This window comes from Phytoactinopolyspora halotolerans, assembly GCF_010550675.1.
Classification (GTDB): Bacteria; Actinomycetota; Actinomycetes; order Jiangellales; family Jiangellaceae; genus Phytoactinopolyspora; species Phytoactinopolyspora halotolerans.
On the sequence record NZ_JAAGOA010000006.1, the window covers coordinates 262,360 to 275,227 of the forward strand.

The following is a 12,868-nucleotide window of genomic DNA, read 5'->3' on the forward strand; positions in this document are numbered from 1 at the left end:
AAGCGTGCACATAGCACGCCTAGTGTTCATGATCATGGGCGTGCGCATCACTGGCTCCCAGGTGCCGAAGCAAGCCGCCATTGTCGGACGCGGTGCGTAACATGTCGGCATGAATGCAGGAGCCCAGCTGCAAGTCGACGCGATCTGGCCAAGGCCGAAGCTGGCGAAAGAACATGGCCCCGGCAGCATGCACCACGCGGGTGCAGAAGGCCAACCGGGGCTTTCGCTACAAAAGCTAGCACAGATGCGGCTTGTCCCGCCAATGCTCGATGCGACATCGAATCTTGCGGGTGTGCGGAGATCGCTGAGTGACGAGCGACTGGGGCCGTACGATCGTGCTGCCGACGGTGATCGTGCCGCGAGCTTGGAGCTCTACGAATGGAACCTGCTGGTCTCCGGAGCGTTCTTCGAGTCCCTGAGCGTGCTCGAGGTCGCGTTGCGCAATTCGTTCCACGAACAGCTGACGCGTCTACACGACACCCGCCGGCACCCCGGCCAGTGGTATGAGCATCCGGAGTATTTGCTCGGTCGCAAGGGGTGCGAGGAAGTCCGACACGCCCGTCGTCGATTGTGTGTGACCGGTAAGACTGAGACCGCCGGTCGTGTCGTGGCTGAACTCTCGTTCGGATTCTGGCGTTACCTCACGGCCAGCGGCTATGCGGACAAGCTCTGGCGGCCCGCGCTTCGCCGCGCGTTTTTGACGACGCGTCCTCTGCCGCGCCGAGAGATCGCCGACAGGCTCACGCGCCTGCACGACCTGCGCAATCGCATCGCTCACCATGAGCCGATCCACTTTCGCGATCTTGCCCGAGATTGGCAAGACATCCTCTACATAGCCGAAGCGCTTGGCCCGGATATCCGGAATTGGCTAGTCCGGACGACGCGAGTGCCGGCGATCCTGGCGGCGCGTCCGCACGGCAGTGGTAGGACGCCGGGCACACAGGGAGAGCGAGGAGTTCGCTAGACCGGAAGAGGGTCAGGCCGGTACGGGCACGGGACGAGTACGCAGGTCCGGGCGGGTCTGGAGTCGTTAGGAGCGCGAATCGGAGAGGGGGAGCATCAGACGGGTAGGGCCTGGGACCGATCGGGCCTCAGACGAATCGTGGTGGGTCGCCGTCGTCGACGCATAGGGTTGTTGACGTCATGGTGACCGTGATGCGCAGACCGTCGCCGGCGCTGCGACCCTTCGTCGAGCTCGTCTGGTACATGGACGAGCCGCTGCCGGCTGGGCTCGAGCGGGGAGTCCCCACCGGCACGATGCAACTCGTGGTCAACCTCGGAGCGGACGTCATCCGATGGTTCGATGGCGACGCGATGCAGACCGTTCACGCCACGAACGGCAGCGGCGTATGTGGTGCTGTCGCCCGACCCGTCGGCGTCGACGTCGCCGATCAGCGGCACTGCGTGGGAGCGGCGTTCCGTCCGGGCGGAGCCGCCCCGTTCTTCCATCCCCCGGCGGATGCGCTGGCCGAGCCCATCATCGGATTGGACTCGTTATGGGGACGCGACGGCGCCACGTTGCGAGAGCGGCTCCTGGAACAGCCGACGCCCGACGATACGCTGCGCACCCTGGAGGCAGCCCTGTTGGCACGGGTGGTCCGTATCGACGCACGGCCGGAAGGCGCACTTGAGCGTCCGCTCGACCACAGCCTGAACGATCCCATGGTGGGTGCTGCCGTGCATGATCTGTCGCGCGGGCGCGCCGTCGCGGATGTGGTCGAACGCCTGGGCACGTCCGCATCGACATTCAATCGGCGGTTCCGCGCCGCCGTCGGCCTGAACCCCAAGCCGTTCGCTCGTGTCCAGCGCCTGCAGCGGGTATTGACGGCGATCACCGCCGCCGGGCCCGCCGGGGCCGAGGCCTCAGCCGGCGGTCGTCACGGGCCCGGGGACGTCGACTGGGCGGCCGTGGCGGCCGAGCACGGGTATTGCGACCAGGCTCACCTCATCCATGAGTTCCGGGAGCTGACCGGCGTGACACCGACGACGTATCGGCCTCGTTCAGCTGGGGAACCGAACCACGTCCCGGTCACCAGGTGAGATCGTCACACATCGCCGACGCGTACAGAATCCTCCACCGTTGCGAACCAGCCGGTGACCTGACGGGCCGACGACGGTACCTGGTGACGGCGACGGCGACGGTGCGAGGACGGCGACAGCAGCGCAGGATGACGGAAATCTCCAATCCAGGCGGCGCCGTGCGCGCGACGATGGAGGCATGACTGACATCACGATTGTTCCCAAGCTGGTGGCCGCGGGAGCGGACCGCGCCATCGACTTCTACCAGAAGGCCCTGAACGCGGAGCTCATCGCCCGGTATACCGCGCCGGACGGATCGGTGGTCTACTCCGAGCTGACCGTCGGCAGCTCCCGGATCAGCGTCAAAGACGAGGACGGCACCGACCGGGCCGCGCCCACCGTCGGCGGCTCGCCGGTGATCCTGACGCTCGAGGTCGACGACGCCGACGCGGTGGCGAACCGGATGCTCGACGCCGGCGCGTCGACGATCTTCCCGGTCGACGATCGTGGCTACGGGTACCGGCAAGGCAGAGTCGAGGATCCCTTCGGTTACCAGTGGATCATCTCCCAGCGCACCGAGGACCTGGACACGTCCGAGGTGCAGCAGCGGCTCGACTCGGCCGCACCATGATCATGAGCACTTTCCGTGCTATATGAACGGAACGTGCTCATGATCATGGGTGGGTGGTCACATGCCGAGCATGCTGCGCAACTCGCGGGCCTTGCGCCGGGACACCTCGATCCGGGTGCGTTGATGGTCGCCCATGACCAGCACCAGCGCGCCCTTGAAATCGGGGATCAGCTCGCGCACATGGTCCAGGTTCACCAGATGCGATCGGTGCACCCGGAAGAAGTGTCCGGCCAAGCGGCGCTCCAGGTCGTTGAGGGTGAAGCTGACCAGCACGCGTTCGCCGGCCAGCTGCAGGTAGGAGTACCCGCGTGCCGCGGTCGCATAGATGACGGCGGAGTCATCCACCAGGACAGTCCGGTCGCCCTGCTGGACCGGTATCCGGCCGAGCGGCTCGGGCGGGCGGTGCGTCGCTCCGTGCGTCGGGCGATGCATCGAACGGTGCGACGAGCGTTCCGCCGGCGCCTCGGCGTCGTCGTCCGCGCCGGCGGACAACGCTCGTGCCAGTGCCCGGCCGAGCCGGTCCTCGTCGAACGGCTTGACCAGGTAGTCGGCGGCCTCCAGGTCGAACGCCTCGACGGCATAGTCCGGGTAGGCGGTGGTGAAGATGACCCGTGGTGGCTTCGCCGACGTGCGCAACTCCGACGCCACCTCCAACCCGGTGCCGCCGGGCATCCGGACATCGAGCAGCACGATGTCGTAGTCGAGAGAGCGCAGCAGCGTCAGCGCTTCCTCCCCGTTGGTCGCCTCACCGACCACCTGCACGTGATCGAATTGGCTCAGCAGGTAACGCAGCTCGGCACGGGCGGGTGCCTCATCGTCCACGATCAAGCAACGGGCTCGCATGCGACCACTCACCATCACCCTAACGGGATCCGCAGGTCGACGACGGTGCCGTCGCCCTGCTGCGATCGGATGTCGAGACGATAGCGATCTCCGTACAGCGCTGCCAACCGCTCGGAGATGTTCGGCAGGCCGATACCGCCTTGCGCAGCGCACGCACCCGAGGTGATCTCCTCCAACCGGTCCGGACCGATGCCGAGTCCGTCGTCCGCGACGCGGATCGTGGTCGTCCTGGTCAGGGGGTCCACACGTGCCTTGAGCGTCACGGTGCCACCGTCCACCTTGTCCGCCAGGCCGTGCTTGACGGCGTTCTCCACCAGCGGCTGGATGATCAACACCGGGACGTGTGCGGTCAGGACCTGTGGGTCGACGTCGTAGCGCACCCGGAGCCGATCGCCGTACCGGGCCTGCTCCAGGGACAGGTAGGTGCGGACGAAGAAGTACTCCTGGCTGAACTCGGCGAAATGCCCGTCCTGGCGGACCGCGTACCGGAAGAAGTCGGACAGCCGCACCAGCAGCTGACGGGCTTCTTCCGGGTCCGTGCGGGCCTTCGAGGTGATCGTGTTCAACGTGTTGAACAAGAAGTGCGGATTGATCTGCGCGCGCAGCGCGTCGAGTTTGGCGTCGACGGCGAGCTTGCGTTCCCGGTCGAATTCGGCCAGCTCCAGATGGAGCGACAGGATGCCGGCGATCCCCTCGACCAGCCCACGGTTCGGTGGCTCCGGGTGCAGCCGGTACACCTTGAGAATGCCGACGACGCGCTTGCCGTTGGTCAACGGGGCGACGACGGCGCTCTGCAGCGGGCAGCCCGGATGCGGACAGCCAAGTTTCTCGCGCCGTCGCACCACGACGGTCTTGCCGCTGGCCAGCACCCGCGCCGACGACTCGGTCTGCGGCGCATCGCCGACGGTGTGGTGATCGGAGCCGGGACCGACGAAGGCCAGTACTTGGTCGCGGTCGGTGATGGCCACCGAGTCGCTGCCGAGCAACGGGTGCAGTAGCTGCGCTGTGCGGCGGGCCGCCTCCGCGGTCAACCCCGAACGCAACGGGATGGACCGGCCGACGGCGGCGATGGTGCGCCCGTGCCCGTGCCGGCCGTTGCCCGGCCGTCCGTTGACCTGCCCTCCGGTCCCGAGCCGCGCGGAGACGGACGGCAGAGCGGACTGGCCGGACGACCACCCCGGCCGGGTGCTGCGCAGGCCGCGCAGTGCTGATGGATAGCCGATGGTCAACGCGAGGGTGAGCCCCACACCCAGCAGCAGCGTCGGTCCCACCCCGAGCGGAGGGGCGACGATCACCTGTGTGGCCAGGTAGACGATGCCCCACGTCAGCGTGGTGGCCGCAGCGAGCGGCAGGCTACCGTTACTCATCGTCGTCCTTGTCCACGCCGGCCGAGGACACCGGGCCCGGCGACGGTCAGCCGCGCGAGCCGCTCGGCCCGCCGGTCCGCTGCGGTGCCGTGCAATTGCACCCATAGCCGGTCGAGGTCGGCCGGCGTCCGGGTCCACCGGGACACCAGGACCGTGACCACCGCGGCCAGGGGCGCCGCGACGATGGTCGGCGTCAGCATCATCTCGCTCATGCCGCGTCCGCCGATGACGGTGCCGGTTCCGAACAGCAGCATCGCGGCGACGGCACCGGTGACCATACCGGCCACCGCACCCGCTGCGGTGGTCCGCCGCCACCAGATGGCGAGCACGAAGACCGGCGTCAATGCCGAGCCGGCGAGAGCGAAGGCCCAGGTCACCATCGTCGCGACCACGGAGGGGAAGAGCGCCGTCATGGAATCCGGCCGCAGTCCGAGCGCAAGTACTGCGGACAGCAGTGCGACGACGAGTACCGCCGACCGGCCGGCCCACACCGCCTGCCGCTGGGTGGCGCCCGGATTGATGTGCCGCTCATACACGTCATGTCCCCACGACGCGGCGGCGGCCAGCAGCAGCCCTGCGATGGTGGACAACACGGCGATCAACGCACCCGTGGCGATGAAACCGAGTCCTGCTTCGTCGCCGTGGAGGCGGCCGAGTACCAGCAGTGCGTGCTCGGGGATGCGCAGTACACCGTCGATGGTCAGCTCGGACAGCCACGGCTCCTCGGCCGCGGCCTCGCTGATCAGCGCCCGGGCGGCGGTGCCGAGCAGGACGGCCAGCGTGTAGAACAGTCCGGCCAGGCCCAGCACCCACACCGTGGTCATCCGTGCGGCTGTGCCGGTCGGGCTGGTGAAGTAGCGGTTCATGATGTGCGGCAGCCCGGCGGTGCCCATGACCAGCGTCATGATCAAAGCGAACTGGCCGAGGTGGCCGTAGCGCCCGCCGGGCAGGCCGAAGATGGTCGGCTGGTCCTCCTGCAGCCGGTTCGCCTCGGTGGTCAGCTCCCAGCCGCCATCGGAATGTTCGGGATTGGTAAGCGGCTCTCGGCTCAGCTCGGCCACCGCGTCCGGGTAGTTGAAGCCGGAGCCGAGCAGGACGATGGCCAGCCACACGAAGGCGGACAACAGTAACAAGAACTGCACCGCCTGGGTCCACGTCGTCCCGCGCATCCCACCTAACGTCACGAGCACCGTGATCAGCGTGGTGGACAGCAGTACGCCGGTGGCGTACGGGGACAGCCCGGCGATGCTGCGGTCCACCAGCAGTTCCCAGGTGATGCCGCTGCCCACCGCCTGCGGTACCAGGTAGGACAGGATGATGAGCTGGACGACGACCACGGCGACCAGCCGCACGTGTTCCGAACGCAGCCGCCGGGCCAGGAAGTCAGGGATGGAGAACTCTCCGAACCGGCGCAGCGGGGCGGCGACGAACAGCAGCACCGGAACGAATCCCGCGGCGAAACCGGTCGCGTACCAGACACCGTCCAGGCCGGACACGTAGACGGCCGCCGCGACACCCAGGAACGACGCCGCGGAGAAGTAGTCACCGCAGATGGCGCAGGCGTTCGTCACCACGCCGACACGCTGGCCGGCCAGGTAGAAGTCGACGGTGGACGCCCGCCGGGGCCGGATGATCAGCGCCAGCGTTCCGACCGTGAGGAGCAGCACGCCGAGTACCGCGACGCTGACGGTGTTCATCCCGGCCCGCCGTCGTCGACGCTATTCGGTCCTGTTCCGAGTCCGGGCCGCTGGTGGTGGTCGAGCCGGTCGTCGTGGCCGAGTCGGTGATCGTGGTCGAGCCGGTGATCGTGGTCGAGCGGGTCGTCGTGGTGGAGGAGCCTGTCGTCGTGGCCGAGCATCCGGTTCTCGACCGCATTGGACAGCCTGGCCGCCGCGACCGAGATCGCGAAGAAGAAGACATACAACCCGACCGCCGCCATCGCGAAGTTCGGGCTGATCCCGCCGACGAGCCGGCCCCGCGACCACCAGTCGAGGGCGACGGTGAGCAGCGGCACGAGCAGGACCACGCCCAGGAAGACGGCGAAATGCCAGATGGCCACCCGTCGCAGTGTGCGCATGGTGGCATCGACCTCGGCCGGTGTGTCGTGTTCCTCCAGCGAGTCGAGCACCCACGCGTCGGGGTCACCGGGGGGCTCGGGGACACGCGCGTCTGCTCGGCGCCGGTCGGCCCGCCGCAGGCGGGCTCGCCACGCGGAGGGGTCATTCCAGGCAGCCACTCCGGCGCCCTTCGCCGCGCTCAGGGCGTGTGGCGTAGCCGTACGGCGACGCGGATCAACACGACGGAGCCACCGGCGGCCATGACCAGACCGATACCCGGCAGGAGCTTGCCCCAGCTGTCGGTCATGGCGCTCAGCTGAGCCAGCCGGGCGAGCTGCCAGACCACGATCGCCGCGACGGCGAAGCCGGGCACCGCGGCATGGACCAAGGCGATCCTGCGCCGCGGGATCAGCGCTCCGGCGATGGCCATCACCCCGGCGCAGAGTGTCCACAGGCCGGCGCCGGCGGTACCGGACAGACTGCCGGCCGGTGTCGCGACCCAGGGCAGCACGGAACCGACGGCGGTGAGCAGGCCACCGAGCAGCATGCCGGCGCTTCCTGAGTGGACGATCTGGGCGGAGCGGCGACCCGTGGCTGCCGAGGTGGGTCGGCTGCCGGCGGTTGGCTGGCGTGTGGTGGTCATCGCGGGCCTCCAGGCGTCGGCGTCGTCGCCCCCATCAAGACCGCCGACTCCGGCGGTGTGTTTCGGAGTTTAGGCAGGTGGCAGCGTGGACGGCAGGGCCAGCTTGGCGAACGGTCGCAGGTCCCGCCGAGCGGGCCGTTCACACCTCCGAGCGGTCCGGCATACCCGTGAGCGCCGTACGGGCCGCTATCTCAACCGCTGGGGTGCCCACATCCGCCGCCCGTCCGGCTGGGTCTTGCGCGTCGCGCGGATGACCAGTTCCTTGGTCGGCACCACACGTGCATGCCGCCCTGTCACGGCTGCCCGCCCGGGATCCGGGCGGCATGCGCTCACTGTCCGCGGCTGCCGGCCGCGGACAGTGCAGACCCTTCGACTCCGGCGCCGCAGCGAGAAGGGAGTTCGTTCATGTCCCGACCCGATCCGATGAGGCAGGGCGGCCCACCCGCCCAAGAGACGACCGAGGGCGGTCCACCGCCCACGCACGATTGGAGACGCGAGTACTGGCGGCGGAACCTGCGGCTGATGGCCGTGCTGCTGGTCATCTGGTTCGCGGTCTCGTTCGGTTGCGGGATCCTCTTCGTCGAGCAGCTCAACGAGATCTCGTTCTTCGACTACCCGCTCGGGTTCTGGTTCGCCCAGCAGGGTTCCATCTACACCTTCGTCCTGTTGATCCTCGTCTACGCCGTGCGGATGGACCGGTTGGACAAGGAGTTCGGCGTCGACGAGAACGGCGATGACGACGAGGCGGAGACCGGCAGGGGAGGCGAACAGTGAGCAACATCCAGGCCTGGACCACGGTCTTCATCGTTCTCTCCTTCGGCACCTACATCTTCATCGCCTGGCGCAGCCGGGTGAAGGAGACCGAGGGCTTCTACGTCGCCGGACACGGCGTCCCCACCGTCGCCAACGGGGCGGCGATCGCCGCGGACTGGATGTCCGCCGCGTCGTTCATCTCGATGGCCGGGCTGATCGCGTTCCTCGGGTCGGACGGGTCGATCTACCTGATGGGGTGGACCGGCGGCTACGTGCTGCTCGCCGTCCTCCTGGCCCCGTACCTGCGCAAATGGGGCAAGTACACGGTGCCGGAGTTCGTCGGCGACCGGTACTCGGAGTTGGTGCGGACCATCGCGGCCGGGGCGGCGATCATCATCTCCTTCACCTACGTCGTGGGACAGATGGCCGGTGGCGGCATCGTGTTCAGCCGGTTCCTCGACATCGACCTCAACGGCGGCATCATGATCGCCGCCGCCATCATCTTCCTCTACGCGGTGCTCGGCGGGATGAAGGGCATCACCTGGACCCAGGTGGCGCAGTACACGGTCCTGATCACCGCGTACCTGATCCCTGCGGTGGCGGTGGCCCAGCGGATGACCGGGGTGCCGATCCCGCAGGTGTCGTTCGGCGAGATCCTGGCCGAGCTGAACTCGCTCGGCACCGAGCTGGGGCTGAACGAGTACACCCAGGCGTTCACCGAGCGACCGCAGGTCGACATCTTTCTGGTGACGATGGCGCTGATGGTCGGCACGGCAGGGCTGCCGCACGTGATCATCCGCTTCTACACGACCAAGACGGTCCGCGGTTCGCGCTACTCCGCCTTCTGGGCGCTGTTGTTCATCGCCCTGCTGTACACGACGGCTCCCGCGGTCGGCGCGTTCACCAAGTTCAACCTCCTGGAAGGGGTCCAGGGCACGTCCGTGTCCGAGCTCCCGGCCTGGGTGGAGAACTGGATGGGGACCGGGCTGGTGACGATCGGTGAGGACGTGGAGACGATCCAGTCGGTGGGCAACAACCCCGCGTCCGGCGCCGATCTGATCGTCAACAACGACATCCTGGTGCTCGCCTCACCGGAGATCGCCGGGCTGCCGGCGCCGATCGTCGGGCTGGTGGCGGCCGGTGGTATGGCCGCGGCGATGTCGACGGCCGCCGGGCTGCTGCTGGTGATCTCGTCGTCGGTCTCGCACGACTTCTATTTCCGGCGGATCCGGAAGGAGGCCCCCGACCGCGAGCGGTTGCTGGTCGGCCGGATCGCGATGGCGGGCGCGGTGGTCGTCGCGGTGATCGCGGGGATGAACCCGCCCGCCTTCGTCGCCCAGGTGGTCGCGTTCGCCTTCGGCATGGCGGCGTCGAGCTTCTTCCCGGCGCTGGTGCTGGGCATCTTCTGGAAGAGGTGCAATGCGGCCGGTGCCGCCGCCGGGATGATCGCCGGGTTGGTGTTCACCATCAGCTACATGGTCTACACCCTCGAGGTGTTCGGCACGTCGGCGAACGACCACATCCTCGATATCAGCCCGGAGGGTATCGGGACGATCGGTGCGCTGGTCAACTTCGCCGTGGCGATCGTCGTGTCGAAGCTGACACCGCCGCCGTCGAGGGAACTGGCCGAGATGGTGGAAGGCATCCGTTACCCGGCGCGCCGGCGTACGGTGCCGGCGTCGGCTCAGACGGGTCCGTCGTCGAGCGGGGAACCGGAGGCCGGACCGGCGACCGGGCCCACGGCCGGGCAGAGCTGAGCTGCTGCGGCGTCGCCCCCGGCGCAATGAGTCACCTTACTGTCGCTCTGACGGCAGTGAGGTGACTCATTGCAGGCCGGCGTGGGCGAGCGCGTTGACCTCAGCGGGGGAGAGCGCATGATCGATCACCATGACGGCGGCCCCGATGATGCCGGCCCGTTCGCCGGTGCGCGACTGCACGATCCGCAGGTGCTGAGTGGCCAGCGGCAGCGAACGCTGGTAGACCACCTCGCGCACACCGGCGAGGAGATGCTCGCCGGCTTGCGACAGCGCCCCGCCGATCACGATCACCGACGGATTGAACAGGCTGACCGCGGCGGCCAGCACGTCGCCGATGTCCCGGCCCGCCTGGCGCAGTAGCTGGAGCGCTTCGAGCGCCCCGCCGCGTGCCAGCGCGACGACATCGCCGCTGTTCTCGGCCGTCAGCCCGCGCCGGCGCAGTGCGGCGGCGATGGCGGCGCCGCTGGCCACGGCCTCCAGACAGCCGACGTTCCCGCACCGGCACAGCGCCTCGGCCGCGATCGCCGCACTCGCCGGGTCGGCGGCGCTCCGGGGCACCTGGACGTGCCCGAGGTCCCCGGCGGCGCCCTGGGCTCCGCGGTGCAGCCGGCCGTCGGTGATCAGTCCGCAGCCGATGCCGGTGGCCACCTTCACGAACATCAGCTGGGAGGCATCCGGCCAGTTGGTGAAGTGCTCGCCGAGCGCCATGATGTTGACGTCGTTGTCCACCAGCACGACGGTGCCCAGCCGCTCGGTCAGGTACCCGGTGACGTCGAAGCCGTCCCATCCGGGCATGATCGGCGGGCTGATCGGCCGGCCGGTGGAATGTTCGACCGGTCCGGGCAGACCCACGCCGACGCCGACCAGATCGGCTGGCCTTCTTCCGGCTTCCCGGATCAGCTCGGTGGCGTGTTCGGCGACCCAACCGAGTACACGTTCCGGGCCGGCCGAGACGGGCAGCTCCTCGCCTGTCTCCGCGACCAGCTCGCCGGCCAGATCGGTGACGGCCAGCCGGACGTGCGAGGCACCGACATCGGCCGCGAGAACCGCCCGAGCGCTCGGGTTGAACGCGAACCGCGTGGGCGGCCGGCCACCGCTGGAGGCCGCCTTGTCGGCGGCGCCGATCAGGCCGGTGGCGAGCAGTGCGTCGACGCGCTGGGCGATGGTGGAGCGGGCGAGGCCGGTCTCGCCGGCGAGCTCGGCGCGGGTCCGCGGCCGACCGTCGCGCAGCAGCTGGAACAGCGCGCCCACGCCGAACCGCGTGTCGGCGGGCTGCTCGCGGGGACCGGCGCTGCGTACCTGGGTGTCGCGGTCCGCGCCGTCCTTGGCGTGCGAGGTGAACCCATCGAGCATCCTCACAGTGAAACATGCTCCTCTCGCCGTGCTGGCCTCGCCGCGTCGAAGCCTAAATGATCATGTGAAGTAGGTTTTCTCGTGCCGTGACAGGTCTGCAGACATGGTGGTGCACGAGAAAACCTACTTCACATGATCATTCGGATCTCGATATTTCGATTGTATGAGGACTTTTGCTTGACCTTCATGCAGAAGTCTGGATAGCGTGGCGCGCAGAGCGGCACCGGGGCGTTCAAGAGCATCAGGAGGTGAAGCGGCGTGCCACACGACGCAGCCGTCCGTCGGCGAGCAGTCGCGATCATCGGGACCGGATTCATGGGCCGAGTCCATTCCCGAGCGGCGGAGGTCGCCGGAGGGCGAGTGGTGGGCGTCGTCGGCTCGAGCCTGGAGCGCGCCGAAGCCGCCCGGCCGGACCTGCGAGCGGAGAAAGCGTTTCCCACCGTCACGGACCTCCTCGATGCGGTCGACGTCGACGTGGTGCACGTGTGCACGCCGAACGACCTGCACGCCGAGATGACTCACGCGGCGATCGCCGCCGGCGCCCACGTGGTCTGCGAGAAGCCGTTGAGCACCGACGCGGAGACCGCCGGCGCCATGGCCGCGGCCGCGGATGCCGCCGGAGTGGTCGCCGGCGTGCCGTTCGTCTACCGGTTCCATCCGATGGTGCGGGAGGCGCGCGAGCGTGTCCGCCGTGGTGAGATCGGCACCGTCGTGCTTGCACATGGCAGTTACCTGCAGGACTGGATGCTGCTGCCCAGCGACGACAACTGGCGGGTGGACGCCGAGCGCGGCGGGCCGACGCGGGCGTTCGGCGACATCGGATCGCACTGGTGCGACCTGCTCGAATTCGTCACCGGCGACCGGATCACGAAGGTGTCCGCGCAATCCAGCACCATCCACCCGAGCCGCGGGAGCACCCTGGAGGGGCCGGTCGACACCGAGGACGCGGTGGTCCTGCAGTTCGCTACCCACGCCGGTGCAATCGGCTCCGCGGTGATCAGTCAGGTCTCCGCCGGACGGAAGAACCGGCTGCTGCTGGAGGTGTCCGGTACCGCGGGGACGTTCAGCTTCGATCAGGAGAATCCGGAGCTGCTCTGGTACGGCGGACGCGAGCGCAGCAGTGTGCTCGTCCGGGACCCGGACACCCTGACCCCGGAGGCCGCTCGGTTCGCCCGTGTTCCGGCCGGACACCCGCAGGGTTACCAGGACTGCTTCGATCACTTCGTCGCCGACACCTATGCGGCGATCGACGACGGCACGGTGCCGGACGGTCTGCCGACGTTCGCCGACGGGGCCCGGGCCGCCCGGATCGCGGACGCGGTGGTTACTTCGGCGGCGAAACAGGTTTGGATCGACGTCGTACCGTGAAGACGAGGAACATCGGTTGCGGCCGGCACGGTGAGCGCTGGAGCTCTCGCTCGGCCGGACGTAGCAGGTCAGACACC

General features: G+C 68.6%; 12 protein-coding genes. 6 read left to right on the forward strand and 6 right to left on the reverse strand.

The window, feature by feature from the left end; genetic code table 11:
- Positions 1-109 precede the first annotated feature (109 nt).
- The 3 genes from G1H10_RS11130 to G1H10_RS11140 all read left to right on the forward strand — a co-directional run bounded on the left by G1H10_RS11130 (position 110) and on the right by G1H10_RS11140 (position 2,650).
- Positions 110-964 carry a hypothetical protein gene (locus G1H10_RS11130; RefSeq protein ID WP_163736886.1) on the forward strand — a complete coding sequence of 285 codons (855 nt, stop codon included), beginning with the start codon at positions 110-112 and terminating at the stop codon, positions 962-964.
- Positions 965-1,155: 191 nt separating this feature from the next.
- Positions 1,156-2,040 (forward strand): helix-turn-helix domain-containing protein, encoded by an 885-nt coding sequence (locus G1H10_RS11135; RefSeq protein ID WP_163736888.1) that lies wholly within the window; start codon positions 1,156-1,158, stop codon positions 2,038-2,040.
- 178 nt (positions 2,041-2,218) lie between these two features.
- Positions 2,219-2,650, forward strand: a complete 432-nt coding sequence (locus G1H10_RS11140; RefSeq protein ID WP_163736892.1) for a VOC family protein — start codon at positions 2,219-2,221, stop codon at positions 2,648-2,650.
- A 57-nt stretch (positions 2,651-2,707) separates the two neighbouring features.
- Here the strand turns inward: G1H10_RS11140 and G1H10_RS11145 are convergent, their stop codons facing one another.
- The 5 genes from G1H10_RS11145 to G1H10_RS11165 are packed head-to-tail and all read right to left on the reverse strand — an operon-like array spanning position 2,708 to position 7,560.
- Positions 2,708-3,493 (reverse strand): LytR/AlgR family response regulator transcription factor, encoded by a 786-nt coding sequence (locus tag G1H10_RS11145; RefSeq protein ID WP_163736894.1) that lies wholly within the window; start codon positions 3,491-3,493, stop codon positions 2,708-2,710.
- Positions 3,494-3,507: 14 nt separating this feature from the next.
- Positions 3,508-4,860, reverse strand: coding sequence for a histidine kinase (locus G1H10_RS11150; RefSeq protein WP_163736897.1), 1,353 nt, complete (start codon positions 4,858-4,860; stop codon positions 3,508-3,510).
- Positions 4,857-6,557, reverse strand: a complete 1,701-nt coding sequence (locus tag G1H10_RS11155; protein WP_163736901.1) for a solute symporter family protein — start codon at positions 6,555-6,557, stop codon at positions 4,857-4,859. The genes G1H10_RS11150 and G1H10_RS11155 overlap by 4 nt, the downstream gene beginning before the upstream one ends.
- Positions 6,554-7,096, reverse strand: a complete 543-nt coding sequence (locus G1H10_RS32355) for a hypothetical protein (protein ID WP_216853147.1) — start codon at positions 7,094-7,096, stop codon at positions 6,554-6,556. Before G1H10_RS32355 ends, G1H10_RS11155 begins: the two co-directional genes overlap by 4 nt.
- 20 nt (positions 7,097-7,116) lie before the next feature.
- Positions 7,117-7,560 (reverse strand): hypothetical protein, encoded by a 444-nt coding sequence (locus G1H10_RS11165; RefSeq protein WP_216853148.1) that lies wholly within the window; start codon positions 7,558-7,560, stop codon positions 7,117-7,119.
- A 423-nt stretch (positions 7,561-7,983) separates the two neighbouring features.
- Between G1H10_RS11165 and G1H10_RS11170 the strand changes: the two genes are divergently transcribed.
- Both G1H10_RS11170 and G1H10_RS11175 read left to right on the forward strand, forming a co-directional pair.
- Entirely contained in the window at positions 7,984-8,334 is a 351-nt protein-coding gene (locus G1H10_RS11170) for a DUF4212 domain-containing protein (RefSeq protein WP_163737176.1), read from the forward strand.
- The gene (locus G1H10_RS11175) at positions 8,331-10,070 is read left to right on the forward strand and encodes a sodium:solute symporter family protein (RefSeq protein WP_163736905.1); all 1,740 of its coding nucleotides are present in this window, start codon (positions 8,331-8,333) and stop codon (positions 10,068-10,070) included. The genes G1H10_RS11170 and G1H10_RS11175 overlap by 4 nt, the downstream gene beginning before the upstream one ends.
- Before the next feature lie 66 nt (positions 10,071-10,136).
- Here the strand turns inward: G1H10_RS11175 and G1H10_RS11180 are convergent, their stop codons facing one another.
- Positions 10,137-11,423 carry an ROK family transcriptional regulator gene (locus G1H10_RS11180; RefSeq protein ID WP_163737179.1) on the reverse strand — a complete coding sequence of 429 codons (1,287 nt, stop codon included), beginning with the start codon at positions 11,421-11,423 and terminating at the stop codon, positions 10,137-10,139.
- Between the two features lie 258 nt (positions 11,424-11,681).
- On the opposite strand from G1H10_RS11180, the gene G1H10_RS34500 reads away from it, so the two are divergent.
- Positions 11,682-12,791: a Gfo/Idh/MocA family protein gene (locus tag G1H10_RS34500; RefSeq protein WP_216853150.1), complete on the forward strand. Its 1,110-nt coding sequence runs from the start codon at positions 11,682-11,684 to the stop codon at positions 12,789-12,791.
- Positions 12,792-12,868: the final 77 nt, after the last annotated feature.

Excerpts from the sequence above, each read along its gene's own strand:
- G1H10_RS11130 (WP_163736886.1), top strand. The coding sequence starts at position 110 with ATGAATGCAGGAGCCCAGCTGCAAGTCGACGCGATCTGGCCAAGGCCG.
- G1H10_RS11135 (WP_163736888.1), top strand. The coding sequence starts at position 1,156 with ATGCGCAGACCGTCGCCGGCGCTGCGACCCTTCGTCGAGCTCGTCTGG.
- G1H10_RS11140 (WP_163736892.1), top strand. The coding sequence starts at position 2,219 with ATGACTGACATCACGATTGTTCCCAAGCTGGTGGCCGCGGGAGCGGAC.
- G1H10_RS11145 (WP_163736894.1), bottom strand. The coding sequence starts at position 3,493 with ATGCGAGCCCGTTGCTTGATCGTGGACGATGAGGCACCCGCCCGTGCC.
- G1H10_RS11150 (WP_163736897.1), bottom strand. The coding sequence starts at position 4,860 with ATGAGTAACGGTAGCCTGCCGCTCGCTGCGGCCACCACGCTGACGTGG.
- G1H10_RS11155 (WP_163736901.1), bottom strand. The coding sequence starts at position 6,557 with ATGAACACCGTCAGCGTCGCGGTACTCGGCGTGCTGCTCCTCACGGTC.
- G1H10_RS11165 (WP_216853148.1), bottom strand. The coding sequence starts at position 7,560 with ATGACCACCACACGCCAGCCAACCGCCGGCAGCCGACCCACCTCGGCA.
- G1H10_RS11170 (WP_163737176.1), top strand. The coding sequence starts at position 7,984 with ATGAGGCAGGGCGGCCCACCCGCCCAAGAGACGACCGAGGGCGGTCCA.
- G1H10_RS11180 (WP_163737179.1), bottom strand. The coding sequence starts at position 11,423 with ATGCTCGATGGGTTCACCTCGCACGCCAAGGACGGCGCGGACCGCGAC.